General features: G+C 41.5%; 16 protein-coding genes. 13 read left to right on the forward strand and 3 right to left on the reverse strand.

Annotated features, from left to right (window positions below):
* Positions 1-4: 4 nt before the first annotated feature.
* From DXB54_RS01555 to DXB54_RS01585, 7 genes are all read left to right on the forward strand, one after another.
* On the forward strand, positions 5-1279 hold the full coding sequence (locus tag DXB54_RS01555) for an FtsW/RodA/SpoVE family cell cycle protein (RefSeq protein ID WP_243104719.1): 1275 nt from the start codon (positions 5-7) through the stop codon (positions 1277-1279).
* A 47-nt stretch (positions 1280-1326) separates the two neighbouring features.
* Complete coding sequence (locus tag DXB54_RS01560) at positions 1327-3285, forward strand: L,D-transpeptidase family protein (protein WP_158578146.1); 1959 nt, start codon at positions 1327-1329, stop codon at positions 3283-3285.
* Positions 3286-3311: 26 nt separating this feature from the next.
* Positions 3312-4139: a hypothetical protein gene (locus DXB54_RS01565; RefSeq protein WP_021937625.1), complete on the forward strand. Its 828-nt coding sequence runs from the start codon at positions 3312-3314 to the stop codon at positions 4137-4139.
* A 280-nt stretch (positions 4140-4419) separates the two neighbouring features.
* A complete protein-coding gene (locus tag DXB54_RS01570; protein ID WP_021937624.1) occupies positions 4420-5037 on the forward strand; it encodes a MerR family transcriptional regulator in 618 nt (205 codons plus the stop codon).
* Between the two features lie 42 nt (positions 5038-5079).
* Positions 5080-6648: a HAMP domain-containing sensor histidine kinase gene (locus DXB54_RS01575; protein WP_243104720.1), complete on the forward strand. Its 1569-nt coding sequence runs from the start codon at positions 5080-5082 to the stop codon at positions 6646-6648.
* Positions 6626-7315, forward strand: coding sequence for a response regulator transcription factor (locus tag DXB54_RS01580; RefSeq protein ID WP_118694042.1), 690 nt, complete (start codon positions 6626-6628; stop codon positions 7313-7315). Before DXB54_RS01575 ends, DXB54_RS01580 begins: the two co-directional genes overlap by 23 nt.
* Before the next feature lie 84 nt (positions 7316-7399).
* A complete protein-coding gene (locus DXB54_RS01585) occupies positions 7400-8101 on the forward strand; it encodes an RluA family pseudouridine synthase (RefSeq protein ID WP_118694043.1) in 702 nt (233 codons plus the stop codon).
* 6 nt (positions 8102-8107) lie between these two features.
* Here DXB54_RS01585 and DXB54_RS01590 read toward each other — a convergent pair whose 3' ends face one another.
* Complete coding sequence (locus DXB54_RS01590; protein WP_118694044.1) at positions 8108-8647, reverse strand: hypothetical protein; 540 nt, start codon at positions 8645-8647, stop codon at positions 8108-8110.
* A 301-nt stretch (positions 8648-8948) separates the two neighbouring features.
* On the opposite strand from DXB54_RS01590, the gene proS reads away from it, so the two are divergent.
* From proS to DXB54_RS01610, 4 genes are all read left to right on the forward strand, one after another.
* Entirely contained in the window at positions 8949-10382 is a 1434-nt protein-coding gene (proS, locus tag DXB54_RS01595; protein ID WP_118694045.1) for a proline--tRNA ligase, read from the forward strand.
* A 26-nt stretch (positions 10383-10408) separates the two neighbouring features.
* Positions 10409-11749 carry a CCA tRNA nucleotidyltransferase gene (locus tag DXB54_RS01600; RefSeq protein WP_118694046.1) on the forward strand — a complete coding sequence of 447 codons (1341 nt, stop codon included), beginning with the start codon at positions 10409-10411 and terminating at the stop codon, positions 11747-11749.
* 270 nt (positions 11750-12019) lie between these two features.
* Positions 12020-13069: a CotS family spore coat protein gene (locus tag DXB54_RS01605; protein ID WP_021937618.1), complete on the forward strand. Its 1050-nt coding sequence runs from the start codon at positions 12020-12022 to the stop codon at positions 13067-13069.
* A 74-nt stretch (positions 13070-13143) separates the two neighbouring features.
* The gene (locus DXB54_RS01610) at positions 13144-14895 is read left to right on the forward strand and encodes a phospho-sugar mutase (RefSeq protein WP_021937617.1); all 1752 of its coding nucleotides are present in this window, start codon (positions 13144-13146) and stop codon (positions 14893-14895) included.
* An 86-nt stretch (positions 14896-14981) separates the two neighbouring features.
* Here DXB54_RS01610 and DXB54_RS11760 read toward each other — a convergent pair whose 3' ends face one another.
* Positions 14982-15293: a hypothetical protein gene (locus DXB54_RS11760; protein ID WP_147360997.1), complete on the reverse strand. Its 312-nt coding sequence runs from the start codon at positions 15291-15293 to the stop codon at positions 14982-14984.
* Positions 15294-16067: 774 nt separating this feature from the next.
* Here DXB54_RS11760 and DXB54_RS01620 point away from each other — a divergent pair.
* Positions 16068-16886, forward strand: coding sequence for a hypothetical protein (locus DXB54_RS01620; RefSeq protein ID WP_118694049.1), 819 nt, complete (start codon positions 16068-16070; stop codon positions 16884-16886).
* A gap of 239 nt (positions 16887-17125) precedes the next feature.
* Here DXB54_RS01620 and DXB54_RS01625 read toward each other — a convergent pair whose 3' ends face one another.
* Positions 17126-18184 carry a glycosyltransferase family 2 protein gene (locus DXB54_RS01625; protein ID WP_118694050.1) on the reverse strand — a complete coding sequence of 353 codons (1059 nt, stop codon included), beginning with the start codon at positions 18182-18184 and terminating at the stop codon, positions 17126-17128.
* Between the two features lie 514 nt (positions 18185-18698).
* On the opposite strand from DXB54_RS01625, the gene DXB54_RS01630 reads away from it, so the two are divergent.
* A complete protein-coding gene (locus DXB54_RS01630; protein WP_118694051.1) occupies positions 18699-19634 on the forward strand; it encodes a hypothetical protein in 936 nt (311 codons plus the stop codon).
* Positions 19635-19686: the final 52 nt, after the last annotated feature.

Genomic DNA, 19686 nt, shown 5'->3' on the forward strand with positions numbered 1-19686 from the left:
TATTGTGAAGACAGACAATAACAGAACAGACAGTAAGAAAATAAAAAGAGGACAGGACAAGTCGGAGGAAGTAGAGTATATATATACTCCTGCTGTGGAGATCAGGCTGATAGTCGGAATGTTATTTCTTATGGCATTTGGACTGATTATGATCTTTTCGGCGTCAAGCTACAGCTGCTCTATAAGTGCGGCTACTAATTATGATTCTGCCTTTTATTTTAAGAAGCAGTTGAGAGCTATAGTGATAGGTATCGTAGCCTTGGTGGTAGCGGTTCTGGTAGCCAGATTTTACATTAAGAAGAATAACAGAAAGCTTATATTCATTACGGCTATAGCCAGTTATATAGCTTCTATAGGCTGTATTTTTCTTCTGAAGCTTCCGGGTATTGCAATTAATGCCAAGGGTGCCACAAGATGGATCACAATCGGACCTCTTCAGTTTCAGGTTGCTGATGTGGTTAAAGTTCTTATGATTTTGTTTATGGCAGGATATGTGAATACATACCAGAAGAGAATGAATAACAGGGTAATTATATTTGTACTGTGGTTGGCGGTGTCTGTACAGGCGATTCTGGTATTGGCGATTTCATCAAATCTCAGTACCGCTATTATACTTATGCTCATGGTATTTACCCTGACATTTATAATGAGTGGTGACACGAAGTTCCACATGTATTTTCTGGTGACGATAATAGTTGTAGTGACTATAGCACTGGTATATCTTTCTCATCATCTTCCGGCACAGGAGGATGTGGGAAAATACCCATATCAGATGGCAAGAATATTTGCATGGCTTGATCCTAAGAAGTATGAGGCAGATGGTGGATACCAGCCTTTGCAGGCAATGTATGCCATAGGAAGTGCCGGTGTATTCGGTAAAGGTCTCGGCAAGGGAACCCAGAAGCTGGTGAATATACCTGAGGCCCAGAATGACATGATCTTCTCTATCATATGTGAGGAGTTAGGTATTGTTGGTGCTATATTGATGTTCATGATGTATGCTTATATGCTGTATCAGATGTTCATAGTCGTAAAGGAATCAAGAAATCTCTACGGCAGCATACTTACCATAGGTGTAATGTTAAATATTATCTATCAGATAATTGTAAATGTGTGTGTGGCAGTAAATCTTCTGCCTAATACAGGTGTTTCACTGCCATTTATAAGCTATGGTGGTTCGGCCATCCTCTTCACCATGATGGAGGTTGGTATTGTTCTTGGTATCCGGTTACAGCAGACAAAGCTTGGATACACCAGAAGAATCGCAGCAAAAAGGTAAACGATAGTATGTATAGAAGTTTTTTCAAAATAAAAGGGGGAAAGCATATGAAGAAAAACTTAGTGAAGATTGCCATTACGGCAGGAATTGTGTGGGCAGGAATAGCCGCAACACCACAGGTACAGAGAGTTTCGGCAGCAGAGTATCTGAGCGGAGCCCAGGCTCCTGCAGTATATTCCATACAGTATAGTGCAGAAGTGGAAGATCCTGTAGGCGAGGTTAAGAATGGATTTGTAGAGGAAGACGGCGGAACCAGATATTATGTGGAAGGTGTGGCAGTAAAGGGAGTAAGAGTAATAGATGATGCCAAATACTTTTTTGATTACAGCAGTGGATTTATGACCAGAAATTCATTTGCAGTTATAGGAAACAGCAGATATTATTTCGGCGATGACGGTAAGATATACGGATGCGGATTGTACGAGATAGATGGAGAGTATTATTTCATGCAGGGGAATTGTTCAGTATTCAATAAGGGCTGGAAATCCATATCAGGCAGTAAATATTATTTCGGCGGTGACGGTAAGGCATACAGAGGCCTTATTGACACAAGGAATAATTATAAGTATTGCTTCGATGATGAAGGAAGACTCCAGACAGATTGTGTGTACAGATCAGGTAATCTGGTATTCTATGCAGACAGTAACGGCAGGACTATCTGTGGTGTGAGAAAGACCACAGATGGTATATATCATTTCAATTATTCGGGAAAAATAACTATATCAAGATGGGTAACCGAGAATGGCAAGAAGTATTATTTCGGCAGAGACGGCAAGGCATACACAGGTCTTATAAGTACAGCCAACAGATATAAGTATGTATTTGACGAGAATGGTGTATTGCAGGTAAATAAATTATTTACCATAAGAGATATGACGGTCTATGCAGATGAGAACGGACGTACAGTTTCCGGTGTCAGAAAGATTGGCGGCAGCATATACTGCTTCTCAACTGCGGGAAAGATGATCAAAAATGCATGGCAGACAGTTGGCGGCAAGACATATTTCTTAGGCAGCGACGGTAAGGCATACACAGGAGCCAGGAAGGTAAAGGGCTCAGCAAATTACTTCTATTTCGGAGACCAGGGTTACCTTACCAGCGGATTTGTACATATCGGCGCATATTATTACAGGTTTAAAGACAACGGAAGACCATATTCAGGTCTGTACACATCAGCGGATGGAAACAAATATTATTACAGGGCAAATGGTTCTCTGGTAAAGGGCGCTTACAAGCTTAACGGAACTATATATCTGTTCTGCGGACCAAGCGGTGCTCTTATAAAGAAGGAAGGCTGGGTAAATTACAGCGGCAAGACATATTATGCCAAGAGTAACGGTGAGGCTACCATCGGCTACAAGAAGCTTGCGAATTACTACTACTATTTCAGCAGTGACGGACACAGACTCCAGAATACATGGGCTTATGCAAATGGCTACAAGTTCTACTTCGGATCTGACGGTAAGAGAGCAGAGGATGTGTCAAGCAAAATGCCTGCAGGAACAACCTATGTGATCAAGGTATATAAGGGTTCAAATACTGTTACCGCATATGCCAAGGACGGATCAAAGGGATATATAATCCCCGTAAGGACTATGATATGTTCAACAGGAAATGATACTCCGACAGGAGAATTCCATACACCTAATAAGTTCAGGTGGCTTGAGCTTATGGGACCATGCTGGGGACAGTGGGATACACAGATCATGGGTAATTACCTGTTCCACTCAGTATATTATCTTTCAAAGAATGACAACAATACACTTAGTGTAAGTGCTTACAATAAGCTTGGAACAACCTGTTCACACGGATGTATAAGACTTACATCAGGTGACGCCAAGTGGATATATGATAACTGTGTACTGGGAACTACAGTTATCATCACAGCAAAGGCAGAGAAGGGTCCATTTGACAAGCCTAAGGCATACAAGCTTGCGTCATGGCATACATGGGATCCTACAGACCCTAACATGTACTACAAGTGCAAGCAGAGAGGCTGCCACTAATCACAAAAGAGAGGATGATATTCCTTATGAAGAGAACAGTTAAAGTTATATTGCTGGTGTTCATGGTACTTTCCATATGTGCAGGATGCGGCAGCAAAAAAAAGGAAGCTCCTGATGACATAAACGGTACAGTGGAATCACCGGACAGTTTCATAAAACTTGGAATGTATATAGACGCAGAAGGTCCGGAGGTGTCCAATTGCGTATACAGCATATCAAAAGACGAGATCGCAGAGGTGTCATTTGTATATAATGGTCTCCAGTGCGTATTTCGTGCGTCTACTGTGTATTCTGAATTTGACCTGGCAGCGGTGGACAACACCATGACAGGGGACATGCTGTCTACCATGATAAACGGAAACACTGCCACATACTACACTCTTCAGCCGGGAAGAGTGGTGTTCTTCTCAGACAGCAAGGTTAATTATTCTCTGTACACTTACGTTACCACCACAGACGCAGTTTTAAACGATATAATAAACTGTCTTACATTCGAGAACCATTACAACGAGAGACCGGATGTTAAGAAGCAGACTGACGAGGACGCTTATGCCTATGCTGAGAAGATAATGAAGGTCATAAAGGATGAGGATGTTGATACGCTGTCCACCATGATAAATTATCCGGAGCAGCTTGGAAGCGGACAGTCCATAAGCAATGAGGAAGAACTGTTTAAGGTGCCTAAGGAGGAGCTGTTCACAGAGTATCTTAAGGGTGCCATGAATCAGGAATCCCTGGATAATCTGAGAAAGACAGATGACGGTAGTGAGTACATAATGGGTACAAATTACCGTAATGTGCATTTCAGAAAGAACAGCAAGGGTGAGTACAAGATCACAAGGATAAATAATTAAATACAATCAGATACATCTGGATATACGGATATATCTGAACAGTCAGTGAAAAAGACCTTTAGTATCATATATGTGACCGGGCTCCGGCATATATACAGATAATGATATTAAGGGTCTTTTTTTGTAATATGCCGTCAAGAGGGAGCTGCCGGTTTCATAAAATCAGAGTATCAGACATATTTCCCATAAATCCTCCTGTGGTTGTCGAAATCTTTGGAGTGAATATCATTGAGACACCACCTGGGCTTGTATAAAATCCTAAGTAGGAGGTGCCCGGAAAATGGAAAATATTGAAGGAAATGTATATCTTATAAAGGAAGCAGCGAAGCTTGTTGAGGTTGAAGCACATGTTCTCAGATACTGGGAGGAGGAGCTGGGACTTAAGATAAAGAGAAATGAAATGGGTCACAGATATTATGATGATACGGACATAAAGGTGCTTAAGAGGGTAAAGGAATTAAAGGAACGGGGGATACAGCTAAAGGCAATAAAGCAGTTAGTGAAAAATGCAGAACAGAACGGAGAACTTGGACCGGTAAATGGGGATATAGAGATATCAGAGGAAAGAGAGCACAATCCCCAGAGGGTCGTTGATTTCAAATACATACAGTTCCAGGATATGATGAACAAGATTGTGTCTAAGGCAATAAAGGAGAATGCAGATACGTTTGCCCAGTCTCTTGGAAAGGAAACCTCAAGGGAGACCATAGAGGGAATAGTTGAACACCTTGAGGAGCTCCAGAGGAAGCAGGATCAGAGGGATGAACAGAGATACAGGAAGCTGGACGGTGTTTTAAGGGAACTGTCTCAGGCGAGAACTGAGGCTGCATGTACCGTCCCAACCAGGAAAAAGGGTTTATTTGGCAGGAAGAAAGGGTACAAAAGATATAAAAACTAATTTATGAAAACTTCATACATTGCACATAACAGGTGTGGTATAATGAACACTGTAAAATTACAGCATGGCGTGTCGTGCAGATATACAGGAACGTGGAATATGAAGATAACAAAGAAAGTAAAGATAGTTTTGTTCTTTATATGGTGCTTCACCATATTTGTAATGTTTGTAGGTACCATATTTGTAGGAAAGAGATATATAGAAGCCACATTTGGTGAGGGATATTCGGTTGCTTCGGTTTATATCGGAGAGTCACCGGTAAAGAAGATATACAGTCGTATCTCAGAGTATAAGGAGACACTGGCGGCTGTTATAAATGATACTCCGGAGAAGTTCATGAATGACGATTTCATCAAGGAGCTTAACAAGTCCCTTAAGGGAACCAACACTCATGTCATAGTAAAGAGGAACGGAGAATATATTTGTGCTGATGACGTGCCGGACTTCAAGAAGCTTAAGAAAGAGTTCGACAGTTTCGAGAATTCAGGCTATGAGAAGGTATTTTCAGATTATGTGATACATGATACATCCACATATCAGTGTAGTCAGATACATTACACCTACAAGGGCAACAATATTGCAGTGTATATTCTTACGGCATATGGTGATTACATGGTGCAGTTCAGGTATGCTATAGTAACCTTCCTGCTTATCACTTTGTTAGTAGTGATTCTGGTAGGGGGTTTAGTATCGGGACTTGTTTATGTGGAATTTGTGAAGCCTATCGTCAGTCTCAAGGAGGCAGCCGAGGCAATAGGTGAAGGCAACCTTAACACTAAGGTGGAGTATGACAAACACAGGACGGACGAGATCGGTGAGCTGTGCCGTTCATTTACGGATATGGAGAACAAGCTCAGCGAATCCGTTGAGCTTAAGATACAGTATGAGAAAGAGAACAGGGAGCTTATAAGCAATATTTCCCATGATCTCAAGACACCTATAACAACCATAAAGGGTTATGTGGAGGGTATCATGGATGGTGTTGCGGATACTCCGGAGAAGCGTGACAGATACCTCAGGATGATATATAACAAGGCAAATGAAATGGATGTCCTTATAAATGAGCTGTCATTATATGCAAATATTAACAATAATGCCATTCCATATGAGTTTCACAGAGTTAATGTTAAGGCATATTTCAGTGATTGCATGGAGGAGATCCAGACGACCCTTGCAACCAATAACATGATGCTTAAATACGAGGATTATGTTGATCCGGATGTTAAGGTTGTGGTTGACCCGGATCAGTTAAAGCGAGTTATCAATAATATAATTACCAATGCCATAAAGTATTCCGACAAGGAGAACGGACTTGTGGAGATCTACCTCTATGATGAGGGAGATACCATAAAGGTATCCATAAGTGATGATGGCAAGGGAATAGATGAGGAGAGCCTGCCGCATATATTTGACAGGACCTTCAGGGCAGACAGTGCAAGGCAGTCAAGGGGCGGAAGTGGTCTTGGACTTGCCATATGTAAGAAGATAATTGAAGAACATGGTGGTAAGATATGGGCTAAGAGCAAGCTTGGTGTAGGCACTACCATTATGTTTGAACTAAACAAATATACAAAGGGAGATGAAGCAAATGAGCAAAGTTCTGATAATTGAGGATGAAGTGAGTATTGCAGAGCTGGAGAGAGATTATCTTGAATTAAATGATTTTGAAGTGGACATACAGACAAATGGAAAGAAGGGTCTGGAACAGGCACTGACAACAGACTACAGCCTTATAATACTTGATCTTATGCTTCCTGATCTTGATGGATTTGAGATATGCAAGAAGATAAGGGAGACCAAAGATATTCCTATAATAATGGTCACAGCCAAGAAGAACGATATTGATAAGATAAGAGGTCTTGGACTTGGCGTGGATGATTATGTGACAAAGCCTTTCAGTCCAAGTGAGCTGGTTGCCAGAGTTAAGGCACATATAGCCAGATATGAGCGTCTTGTGGGATCAACGGCTCTTAAGAACGACACCATAGAGATAAGGGGTTTAAGGATTGATAAGACCGACAGAAGGGTATTTGTAGATGGTGAGGAGAAGGTATTTACTAACAAGGAATTTGACCTCCTTGTATTTCTTGCCAGCAACCCTAACAAGGTCTTCTCAAAGGATGAGCTGTTTAGCAGAATCTGGAACATGGAGAGTATCGGTGATATTGCAACGGTTACCGTACATATAAAGAAGATTCGTGAGAAGATAGAGTATGATACATCAAATCCTCAGTTTATCGAGACTGTATGGGGTGTTGGATACAGATTCAGAATGTAGGCTTGACCACAGGTAATAAATGACCATTATATTATTATATATGGTGACGTACAGAAAATACACAGGATATGGAGACTCCGGAATATGAAGCTAAATATTTTACATGAAGACGAACATTTAATAGTGTGTGTGAAGCCTTATGGCGTACCTTCCCAGTCTGACAGGACAAATTCTGAGGATATGATAGGTATACTTAAGCTTCATATATATGAGAGAGAAAACAGGACAGAGGAGCCATATCTGGCTGCCATACACAGACTGGACAGACCGGTCGGGGGTATTATGGTATTTGCCAAGGATAAGGAGACCGCAGCAGAGCTTTCAAGACAGAGCGAAAGCGGAGAAATGGTGAAGTATTATCAGGCGATACTTACAGGGGAGCTTCCGAATGAAGAGGGAACCATAAAGAACTACCTTCTTCATGACACGAAGAACAATGTGACAAAGATCGTTGATGAGGGTACTCCGGGAGCCAAGTATGCGGAGCTTGATTATGAGGTCCTTGATGTGATGGAGACAGATAACGGAATACTCACATATGTGCTTATAACGCTTATGACAGGAAGACATCATCAGATAAGGGTACAGATGGCAGGAAAAAAGGCAGGAATATGGGGAGATACCAAGTATAACCCTAAGTTCCAGAAGGTTAAGAAGAAATACCAGCAGATCGCCCTTTATGCTTCAAGGCTGGAGTTTATTCATCCTGTAACAGGTGAGCATATGGTATTCAAGAATGAGCCTGAGGGCAAGGCCTTCGAGATCATAGATCTGGATGAATTTTAAATAAATTTAATCTCCGGTGTCCGGTTTCACAACAAGGGTGGTTTTCATCGGAACGTCATTTATGTAGCGGGTCCAGGTCATGGCTCCGGTTTCTTCATTTATCCTGAACTGATAGCTTTCGGTCTTCTCAGGAAATTCCATTATGAGAGTTCTGGGATTTTCTACATAGAAGCTTCCGATGGTGGTGATTCCCCCGGTCTCTTTTATCACTGATGAGTCCTCCTTGAGGGAATATACCCCGCCGTCATCGGCAATCCAGGTGTTGTACAGGTAGTCCTGTCCATAGCTTGGTTTGTTGTGGTGATATCTGTACAGGTTGTAGAAATAGTACACGGCAACACTTAAGAGAGCCGCAACAAGAATGGCAGAGATGATATTTTTTGCTATTTTGGCGGATCTTTTCTTTTTATGGGTCATGACATAGGCGGACGCCTGACCTCTGGTGGATTCCGCGTACTGGGATGTGAGGGTATTTGTCTCACCTATATTTGAATGGTAGTCCTCCTTGAGCTTGAAGGCGGGCTTGCGGTCTTTAGTTTCAGACATGTCTATGTCACCTCTTTTCATATACATTATATTCTAAACCGATATTCACAGTAACATATCGTCAGGTGGTATACCTGCAGATAATGGGGCTGCAATTATTATCCTGTGTTTCCAACGACAGAGTATAACATTTTACCGGATAAATACAATAGTCAGGACATTAATTGTCGGTAAATGGACATTATTGTTTTCCTCAAAGTGCAAATCTGCTTGAAATTATGGGTATTGCATTTTATAATGAAAAGATGCTAAGTATACAGCCGAAAGTAAATAATAAGAATTAATATAAAGGAGAAATATCATGGCAAATGACAAGAAGCTTGTAGAAGCAATCACATCAATGGATGAAGATTTTGCACAGTGGTACACAGACGTTGTACTTAAGGCAGGACTTATTTCCTATACAAATGTTAAAGGATGTATGGCCATTAAGCCCGCAGGTTATGCTATATGGGAACTGATCCAGAAGCAGCTCGACGCCAAGTTCAAGGAGTGTGGAGTTGAAAATGTATATATGCCAATGTTCATACCGGAGAGCCTTCTCCAGAAGGAAAAGGATCACGTTGAGGGATTTGCCCCTGAGGTAGCATGGGTTACTTACGGAGGACTTAACCCTCTTAACGAGCGTATGTGTGTAAGACCTACATCAGAGACACTTTTCTGTGATTTCTATAAGGATGAGATACAGTCATACAGAGACCTTCCAAAGGTATATAACCAGTGGTGTTCAGTAGTAAGATGGGAGAAGGAGACAAGACCTTTCCTTCGTTCAAGAGAGTTCTTATGGCAGGAGGGACACACAGCCCACGCAACAGCAGAGGAGGCAGAGGAGAGAACTATCCAGATGCTTAATGTGTACGCACAGTTCTGTGAGGATGTGCTTGCTATTCCTGTAATAAAGGGAAGAAAGACAGAGAAAGAGAAATTCGCAGGTGCGGAAGCTACCTATACAATAGAGGCACTTATGCATGACGGTAAGGCACTCCAGTCAGGAACAAGCCACAACTTTGGTGATGGATTCGCCAAGGCATTTGGTATCCAGTTCACAGACAAGGACAACAAGCTTAAGTATGTTCATCAGACATCATGGGGTATGACTACAAGACTTATCGGTGCCCTTATCATGGTTCATGGTGACAATTCAGGTCTTGTGCTTCCTCCAAAGGTTGCACCTACACAGGTTATGATCATTCCTATCATGCAGAAAAAGCCTGGTGTTCTTGAGAAGGCAGCAGAGCTTTCAGGAAAGCTTGGTGCATACAGAGTTAAGGTTGATGACAGTGACAAGAGTCCTGGATGGAAGTTCTCAGAGCAGGAGATGAGAGGTATTCCTATTCGTGTTGAGATCGGACCTAAGGATATTGAGGCAAATCAGGCTGTTCTTGTACGTCGTGATACAAGAGAGAAGACAGTAGTTTCTCTTGATGAGATAGATGTTAAGGTTGGAGAGCTTCTTGAGACTATCCAGAAGGATATGTACCAGAAGGCTCTTGCCCACAGAGATTCACACACATATGTTGCACACAACTTTGATGAGTTCACAGATATCATCGAGCACAAGCCGGGATTTGTTAAGGCTATGTGGTGCGGTGAGACAGCCTGTGAGGAAGCTATCAAGGATAAGACAGGTGCTTCAACAAGATGTATGCCATTTGCACAGGAGAACTTAGGTGATGTGTGTGTTCACTGCGGAAAGCCTGCCTACAAGATGGTATACTTCGGAAGAGCTTACTAAAAAATCAGATTGCCGGGGTCTCAGATATGCGTATTAATATGCCTGAAAATGCAAATAGAATAATTGAAACACTGGAAGCTGCAGGCTATGAAGCCTATATTGTAGGCGGCTGCGTGAGAGACTCTATTCTCGGAAGGTCTCCGGGAGACTGGGATATAACCACCTCTGCCAAGCCTGAACAGATAAAGGCACTGTTTAGAAGGACGGTGGATACCGGCATACAGCACGGAACGGTTACGGTAATGTTCGGAAAAGAAGGCTATGAGGTAACAACCTACAGGATAGACGGAGAATATACCGATCACCGGAGACCGGACAAGGTATTATTTACCACTAATCTTAAGGAAGACTTGAAGAGAAGAGACTTCACCATAAACGCCATGGCGTATAATCACCGGAATGGGATCATAGATATATTCGGCGGTGTGGAGGATCTTGAGAATCAGGTCATCAGAGCAGTGGGCGTAGCTGAGGAAAGATTTTCAGAGGACGCCTTAAGGATACTCCGGGCGGTGAGATTTTCCGGGCAGTTGGATTTCTCCATAGATGAAGATACCCAGGCAGCCATGAAGAAATTGGCAGGAACACTGTCAAAGATCAGTGCCGAGAGGATAAGGGTCGAGCTTGACAAATTATTTGTGTCGGATCACCCGGAAAAGCTCATAATGGCATATGAAATGGGTATAACTACGGTGGTGCTCCCGGAATTTGACCGGATGATGGAGCAGGAACAGAACAATCCGTATCATCTGTACAATGTGGGGGTTCATTCCATATACACAATGAAAGCCATAGACGCCGACAGCATATGCAGGTGGGCGGCTCTGCTTCATGATGTGGGCAAGCCTGACACTCATACCAGGGATGACAAGGGAATAGATCATTTTTACGGTCATAATGTGGTTGGAACAGACATTGCGAAAAAGGTGCTCCGCAGGATGAAATGGGACAATGACACCATAAAGCAGGTTAGCAAGATGGTGTACTGGCATGACTACGGAATGGGTGGCATTCCGTCAGTAGTCAGGTTCAGAAAGACATTGGCTGAGATGGGAGCAGGTTTCTTCCCACTCTACGACAAGATCAAGAGAGCAGACATGGCGGCCCAGAGCGACTATCGTTATGATGAGAAAAAGGCTATCGTGGACGCTATAGAGGAAATGTACCGCAAGATCATGGCGGATGGCGACTGTCTCACCATAAAGGAGCTTGCCATAAACGGCAGAGATCTTAAGGAAATGGGAATTGCCCCGGGAAAACAGATGGGTCATATCCTTGAATACCTCCTTGAGAAAGTACTTGAAGCCCCGCACATCAACACCAGGGAAAACCTTGAAAAAATGGTGGCGGACAAATATCTAAAATAGAATAAGAATTATTTTTAAGATCTTCTCATACAATATCATAGGGAGGGACCCACTTGTGGGAGGAATCCCTGTGAAATATCATAGGGAGGGGCCCACTTGTGGGAGGAATCCCTGTGATTAGTAAGTAGCTTGTCTGCTTACACCAAATATCATAGGGAGGGACCCGCTTGCGGGAGGAATCCCTGTGAAATATCATAGGGAGGGACCCACTTGTGGGAGGAACCCCTGTGATTAGTAGGCACCATCATGGTATTGTAGGAGGGGATTTTTTTGTCTGAAAAAATGAGTGAAGTATACGAGGCATATGACATGGAAGTAATAAATTCAGGCAGAGGCCGGGGATTTACGTTGCTTCGCACAGATAAGGGAACCAGACGGTTATGTCCATGTAACATTGGAGAGGCTAGGCTTGCAAGAGAGCGTGAATTCAAGGACAACCTGTATGACGCAGGTTTTACCAGGATTGACAGGTGTGTTGCTGACAGGGATGGAGAACTGATCACCTGTGACAGATATGGAAATCCTTACATATTGATGGAATATTTTGAAGGCAGAGAATGCAATCCTAATCATATAGAAGAGCTTGAGGCGGCAGCAAAAAATCTTGCGGAATTTCATAAGGCAGGCAGATTGTTGTGGGAGAAGGAGTCCGAAGGCAGTGGCAGGACATTTGACGGTGAACCCGGTGGTCTGTCAAGGAAAGTAAAGGAGCTTAAGCGGGTCAGACAGTTCATATCCGGCAGGAAAGTAAAAAATGATTTTGAACTCATGTACATAAAGCATTTCAATTATTATTTTCAACAGGCTCTTGAAGCTACCCATATGATGGAAGAAGCATGGGAAGCCGATGCAGGCACAAAAGGTAAAGAATACAAATCTGAGAAACAGGAAAAAATAATTGAGGGCGTGGGATACTGTCATGGTTCATACAGCTATCATAATGTGATAATCACTGAGGAGGGGATTGCCACAGTTAATTTTGACAGTTTCCATGTGGGATTTCAGTTGGTGGATCTCTATCAGTTCACCAGAAAGGTTATAGAGAAGACCGGATACCGGCTTGAGACGGCAAGGAGGATAATTGAAGCCTATGGGCAGGCACAGCCGCTGACAGCAAAGGATCATGAATATATTTATATTTTATTGAAATTCCCGGAGAAGTTCTGGAAGGTCAGTAACCACTACATTAATTCGAGAAAATCGTGGATTTCACCTGTAAATATAGAAAAGATAAGAAAAATTATTGAACATGAACAAGAAAAGCAAAAATTTTTGAATGATTTTTCTTGCTATTTTGGGGTTCACAAGATTACGAAATAAGGTTATAATATTGTAGCGAAATTAAAGCTTAAGAGGAATACTATCGTCGAGAGCCAAAAGGAGGCAATGTTACAATGAGCGAAAGTGGATATAAAGCAATATATGAGCAGTGGTTGAACAACCCATTGTTCAGTCAGGAAACCAAGGATGAACTCCTTGCGATCAAAGATGATGAGAAAGAAATCGAAGAGAGATTTTATTGCGATCTCGTATTTGGTACTGCAGGCCTCAGAGGTATTATCGGTGCAGGAACCAACAGAATGAACGTATATGTGGTTCGTAAGGCTACACAGGGTCTTGCAAATTACATTATCAAAGCAGGTAAGCAGGATAAGGGCGTAGCTATAGCATACGACTCAAGAAGAATGTCACCTGAATTTTCAATGGAAGCAGCACTTTGTCTTGCAGCCAATGGAATTAAGGCATATAGATTTGAGTCACTTCGTCCAACTCCAGAATTGTCATTTGCAGTAAGACATCTTGGTTGTGTAGCTGGTATAAATGTAACAGCTTCCCACAATCCACCAGAGTACAATGGTTACAAGGTATACTGGGAGGACGGCGCACAGATAACACCTCCTCACGATACAGGAATTATGGCTGAGGTTAAGGCCATTACAGATTTCGCTGATACAAAGACAATGGACATGGATGAGGCTATCAAAGCCGGACTCCTTGTTACTATCGGCGCAGAGGTTGATGATGCTTACATGGCAGAGCTTAAGAAGCTGGTTATTAATCAGGATGCCATTGACAAGTATGGCAAGGAGCTTAAGATCGTTTATACACCTCTTCACGGAACAGGTAATATCCCTGCAAGAAGAATACTTGCAGAGCTTGGATTTGAGAATGTTTATGTGGTACCTGAGCAGGAGCTTCCTGATGGCGAGTTCCCAACTGTAGAGTATCCAAATCCTGAGGCAAAGGAAGCATTTACATTGGCACTTGACCTTGCAAAGAAGGTTGATGCAGATGTTGTGCTTGCTACAGATCCTGACGCAGACAGACTCGGTGTTTATGCCAAGGACAGCAAGACCGGTGAGTACAAGGTATTCACAGGTAACATGTCAGGAAGTCTTCTATGTGAGTACGAAGTAAGCCAGATGAAGGCTAAGAATGGTTCACTTCCTGCAGATGGAGCTATCATTAAGACTATCGTTACTACAAATATGGTAGACGCTATTGCCAAGGAATACGGCACAGACCTTATTGAGTGTTTCACAGGTTTCAAGAACATCGGACGTGAGATACTTAAGTTCGAGGAGACCGGCAAGGGAACATACCTCTTCGGTTTCGAGGAGAGCTACGGATGTCTTATCGGTACTCATGCAAGAGATAAGGATGCTATCGTTGCAACTATGGCACTTTGTGAGGCAGCAGCTTACTACAGAGGTCAGGGCAAGACATTATGGGATGCCATGATGGATATGTATGAGAAGTATGGTTATTATATAGATGATATCAAGACAGTAACACTTAAAGGTGTTGAGGGTTCTAAGAAGATTGGTCATATCATGAACATTCTTCGTGCAAATGTACCACTTGAGGTTGCAGGCTACAAGACAAAGGTTGTCCGTGACTATCGTCTTGAGTATATCAGAAACCTTGAGACAGGCGATGTAAGACCTACAGGCTTCCCAAATGCCAATGTTCTCTACTACGAGCTTGAAAACGAAGCATGGCTTGCAGTAAGACCATCAGGTACAGAGCCTAAGATCAAGTTCTACTTCGGCGTTAAGGGTGCTTCATATGATGAGGCACAGAAGATGTCAGCAGACTTCGGTGATAAGGTTATGAATCTTATATACGACATACTTGAGAAGTAATATGTAATGGTATGAAATAGTATGAATAATATATTTAGTATATAGATAGATGGAATGAACATATATCACAGGTATCATGTACTGGATTAAGAGATGTATGCTGGATTTGGAGACATATACTGGATTGAAAGAGAAGAACCCCGGAACGATGTTCCGGGGTTCTCTGCGTTCATTTGAATTTTTTGCATTGAATTTCCTGCATTGGTTTTCCTGTGTTGGTTTTCCTGCATTGAATTTTTTGTATTGGATTTTTTGCATTGAATTTTTTGCATTGAATTTTTTGCATTGAATTTCCTGCATTGAATTTCCTGCATTGAATTTCCTGCGTTGGCTTTCCTGCATTGAATTTTTTGTATTGGATTTTTTGCATTGAATTTCCTGTGTTGGTTTTCCTGCATTCATTTTATGTATTCTTTATACAATCTTAATTGACTTGGATCAGGAAATTTGATAGTAATAAAGTAAAAGTGTCAAATGACACATAAAAAAGGAAAGCATGCCATAACCTTGTAAGCGGTGCTAACATGCAAGGTGATCAAATGAAACACAGAATGAAGATAATGTAGTAAAGAGTGTATGGTGAATTGCTTTCCGGCGTGCGTTTAACAGGTGGTTTTTGTCTATAAATTCTAAGATCATATATCATTAATTTGAAATTTGTACTCTAAAGCGAAAAGGTTTTCTCCCTATGACTTAAATGTGTAAAATCCCCAAGAGAGTCAAGGGAATTTCGGTGGAAAAGTGCCCTAAAATCAAAAAGTGAGAAACAGGTCAAGAAAGTCCGAGCAAATTAGTGACTTAAAATCAAAAAAGTGAGAAACAGGTCAAGAAAGTTCCGGAAAAATAGTGATTTAAAATCAAAAAAGTGAGAAACAGGTCAAGAAAGTTCCGGAAAAATAGTGACTTAAAATCAAAAAAGTGAGAAACAGGTCAAGAAAGTTCCACAAAAATAGTGACTTAAAATCAAAAAAGTGAGAAACAGGTCAAGAAAGTCTGAGCAAATTAATGACTTAAAATCAAAAAAGTGAGAAACAGGTCAAGAAAGTTCCGGAAAAACAATGACTTAAAATCAAAAAAGTGAGGAACAGGTCAAGAAAGTCCGAGCAAATTAGTGACTTAAAATCAAAAAAGTGAGAAACAAAGTCAAATCGAATAACAAGGAGAAGGAATTATTGAATGGATTAAAGGAAAAATTGCTATTGGAAGAAAAATATTTAAAACAAATTATTACCAAAACACAAACACAACTGCAATTACAGGAAATGAATGAAGTGACTGGCAAATTAAGGATTTCAGTTAATGAAGAAGCTTATAGATATTATGTTGTACATAGTAACACAGAGGGTAGCACAGAAACTTATTTGTCAAGAATGAGTGCGGAAAATATGAAACAGGCAAGATTGCTTGCTCAGAAAACATATCTTGAAAAGGTGAGCAGACTTGCGGAAAAAAGATTGAAACAAATAGAAAAATTACTAAAAGGGTATGAAAATGATGAGATACAGAAGATATATGACAGCATGCATGCAGAACGGAAAAAGCTGGTTGAGCCTATTGAGTTAAGTTGGGAAGACAAAAAAGATCAGTGGATCAAACAGGAATACAGGGGAAAAGAATTTAAAGAAGGGACGACAGTTATATTGACAGAGAAGGGTGAGCAGGTCAGATCAAAATCAGAAAAGATCTTGGCAGATTATTTCTATCATCATGGTATTTGCTATAAGTATGAAAAACCATTACGGTTAAGAGGTGTGGGAATAGTTTATCCTGATTTCACTTTCTTGTCGCCTACAACCGGTGGAGAAATATACTGGGAACATGATGGAAGAATGGACGATCCCATATATGCCAGAAGTGCCATAAAGAAATTACAGGCATATGAAGAAAATGGCATATATATTGGTGAAAAATTGATTGCTACATTTGAAACTTCAGAGAGTATTATAAGCACTAAGATTATCGAAAACAAAGTAGAAAAATACCTCAGATAATTATTGTATGCAAATGGAAAAGATGCGATATATTTACAATAGTGTATATAGATTATAGATTATGCAATGGGCGACATGCTTACAATAGTGTATATAGATTATAGATTATGCAATGGGCGACACGTTTACGATAGTGTATATGAATTATGTGATGTTCACATCTTTGAAAAGTAGAAGACAAAGTGATAAATATGTGTTTATCAATATACAAATAGGATTGGGAGCAAAAAGTCCCAATCCTATTTTATTTTCTTGATATCTTCAATATCGCTGTCGGAGACGATGTAGTGGGGCCGCTCCTTCACTTCTGTGTAGGTTTTCGCAATGTACTTGCCCATTATTCCCATGCACAGGAACTGCAGTCCTGCAATAAAAAGGATGATACAGACCAGAGATGGCCAGCCGGCTACGGGATCGCCGAATATCAGCTTTCTTATGAAGAAGAACAGCAACATGGCAAATGACAGTATGGTACAGAAAATTCCAAAGCCTGACGCTACAGACATAGGAGTTTCGGAGAAATTAATGATACCATTTACGGCGTATTTAAACAGGCCAAAGAAGCTCCACTTGGTCTCGCCTGCAATTCTGTTGATATTTTCAAATTCTATCCATTTGGTCTTAAAACCAATCCAGCCAAATATACCCTTGGAAAATCTGTTGTATTCGCTCATAGCAAGGATGGCGTCCACCATCTCGCGTTTCATAAGGCGGAAATCCCTGGCACCGTCAACTACATTTGCATCGGAAATTTTGTTGATGAGCTTATAGAATTGCCTTGTGAAAAATGACCGGATAGGGGGTTCGCCCTTTCTGGTGACACGCCTGGTAGCAACGCTCTCGTAGTCCTCAGTCTCAAGAATGTGGATCATCTCAGGCAGAAGTGTCGGCGGATCCTGAAGATCAGCGTCCATAACCGCCACATAGTCGCCGGAGGCATTGGAGAAACCTGCATACATGGCTGCTTCCTTTCCGAAATTCCTTGAAAATGAGATATATTTGTAAGCAATATTTTCCGGAAATGAAGCGTCTGAAACAGCTGTTTTGTTGGAAGTTGTTTTGTCGGTGGCGGAAGGACGGGCGTCAGATGGATTTTCACAGAGATTACTTCTGTGGCACAGATCCTTCATAACGTCTTTGGTCTCATCTGTGGAGCCATCGTCGATCAGCAATACTTCAAAGCTGTAATCGTGAGTTTCTTTGTTCATCTGAGTTATGACTTTATTCAATTCCTTTGCAAATAATGGAAGTGCAGGGGCTTCATTATAGCATGGTATTATAAGACTTATTTTCTTCATGGCATCTCCAATACAAACTGTCGGTTGATATATCAAACAAAATTTACGGTTGTTTGGTATAAATATCTCTAATCTTAATAATATCATGAAAAGGTGTATAATTCCACGATTAAAACCAGATGATTTGATAAATTGATAAAAATAGGGAACAAATAGTTAAAAACACTATATTTACTGAAAAATATCCGCAAAAGTTGCAAAAAACCATATGCAATCCCCACTTGGGCACAAAAACAATAAGAAATAAAACCGCCAAAGTCCCGGACTTCTTCACCGACAGTGTTCCGATGGATACCCGGATATTGGTAGGGTGACGGCCGCTTGGGTAAAAATTACCCAAAATCTCTGTATAATTTGGCAAATTTGGATTGTTTTAATGACAAATCCGTAATTAAATGATATCATGGCAGTGGGTGCAATTAGGACATTGTACACCTAAACCAGGGGATGAAGCACAAAGACTTTAACAATACATATATGTGTGCTTCTCGGGAAACAAGGAGGTAATATTTAGATGGATCCACAGGGAAATATGAATAATCCACAGATGAATAACCAGCAGTTTGGCGGACAGCCAATGAATGGTCAGCAGTACGGACAGCCAATGAATGGTCAGCAGTTTGGCGGACAGCCAATGGGTGGTCAGCAGTACGGACAGCCGATGGGCGGCCCACAGTACGGACAGCCAATGGGTGGTCAGCAGTACGGACAGCCGATGGGCGGCCCGCAGTACGGACAGCCAATGGGTGGTCCACAGTACGGACAGCCGATGGGTGGCCAGCAGTACAGACCACAGCCAAATCCGGTTGTGACAAACTGCATCCAGGGCTTCTTAGGTCTTCTTACATCGCCTGCTGACGCTATAAGAAATCTTATGTCATCAGCAAATATAGCTACAGGAAGTATCTTCATTGGTTTACATGCCATTGTATCATTCCTGTTTGTACTTATTTCACTTGCGGTTATAGGCGGAAAGAACCTTGCAAATCCTATATTCTACGCACTTATCATGGTCATTGTACTTGAATTTGCTGTTGCCGGTGTTGCAACATTACTTATCGGCATAGTATTCAGAGGCGGAGTAAACTTTAACCAGGCTATCACAGCTACAGGTATTGCCGCAGCATATGGTGCTGTTGCAGTTGCAGCAAGCTGTATAATCTCACTTCTTGCAGCACTTACAGAAGTAAGAGCCATTGGTTCATTTGCAGATATACTCTACAGAAGTATCATGTTTGTCGGAATAATGCTTGCTATCAAGGCAGTTATGGACGTTGCAAATCTCAACCCTAACCAGAAGATAATCGCAGCGGCAGCAACAGTTCTTGTATGCCTTATCGTATGCGTATTCCTTGATTTCCTCGGTGGAAAGATTGCAGACGGAACAACTATAAGCAATATCCAGAGTGTTATAGGAAGTGCAGATTGGTATCACTCATTATATAAGTAAGGCAGATTAAATGTGGTCAAAAGTGAGAATAACTTATTGACTATAAAAATAT

The sequence above is a fragment of the Coprococcus sp. OM04-5BH genome (assembly GCF_003482105.1).
Classification (GTDB): Bacteria; Bacillota; Clostridia; order Lachnospirales; family Lachnospiraceae; genus Coprococcus.

Coding starts and splice junctions, on each gene's coding strand:
- DXB54_RS01560 (WP_158578146.1), top strand. CDS start 1,327: ATGAAGAAAAACTTAGTGAAGATTGCCATTACGGCAGGAATTGTGTGG.
- DXB54_RS01565 (WP_021937625.1), top strand. CDS start 3,312: ATGAAGAGAACAGTTAAAGTTATATTGCTGGTGTTCATGGTACTTTCC.
- DXB54_RS01570 (WP_021937624.1), top strand. CDS start 4,420: ATGGAAAATATTGAAGGAAATGTATATCTTATAAAGGAAGCAGCGAAG.
- DXB54_RS01575 (WP_243104720.1), top strand. CDS start 5,080: ATGAACACTGTAAAATTACAGCATGGCGTGTCGTGCAGATATACAGGA.
- DXB54_RS01580 (WP_118694042.1), top strand. CDS start 6,626: ATGAGCAAAGTTCTGATAATTGAGGATGAAGTGAGTATTGCAGAGCTG.
- DXB54_RS01585 (WP_118694043.1), top strand. CDS start 7,400: ATGAAGCTAAATATTTTACATGAAGACGAACATTTAATAGTGTGTGTG.
- DXB54_RS01590 (WP_118694044.1), bottom strand. CDS start 8,647: ATGTCTGAAACTAAAGACCGCAAGCCCGCCTTCAAGCTCAAGGAGGAC.
- proS (WP_118694045.1), top strand. CDS start 8,949: ATGGCAAATGACAAGAAGCTTGTAGAAGCAATCACATCAATGGATGAA.
- DXB54_RS01600 (WP_118694046.1), top strand. CDS start 10,409: ATGCGTATTAATATGCCTGAAAATGCAAATAGAATAATTGAAACACTG.
- DXB54_RS01610 (WP_021937617.1), top strand. CDS start 13,144: ATGAGCGAAAGTGGATATAAAGCAATATATGAGCAGTGGTTGAACAAC.
- DXB54_RS11760 (WP_147360997.1), bottom strand. CDS start 15,293: ATGCAGGAAAACCAACACAGGAAATTCAATGCAAAAAATCCAATACAA.
- DXB54_RS01625 (WP_118694050.1), bottom strand. CDS start 18,184: ATGAAGAAAATAAGTCTTATAATACCATGCTATAATGAAGCCCCTGCA.
- DXB54_RS01630 (WP_118694051.1), top strand. CDS start 18,699: ATGGATCCACAGGGAAATATGAATAATCCACAGATGAATAACCAGCAG.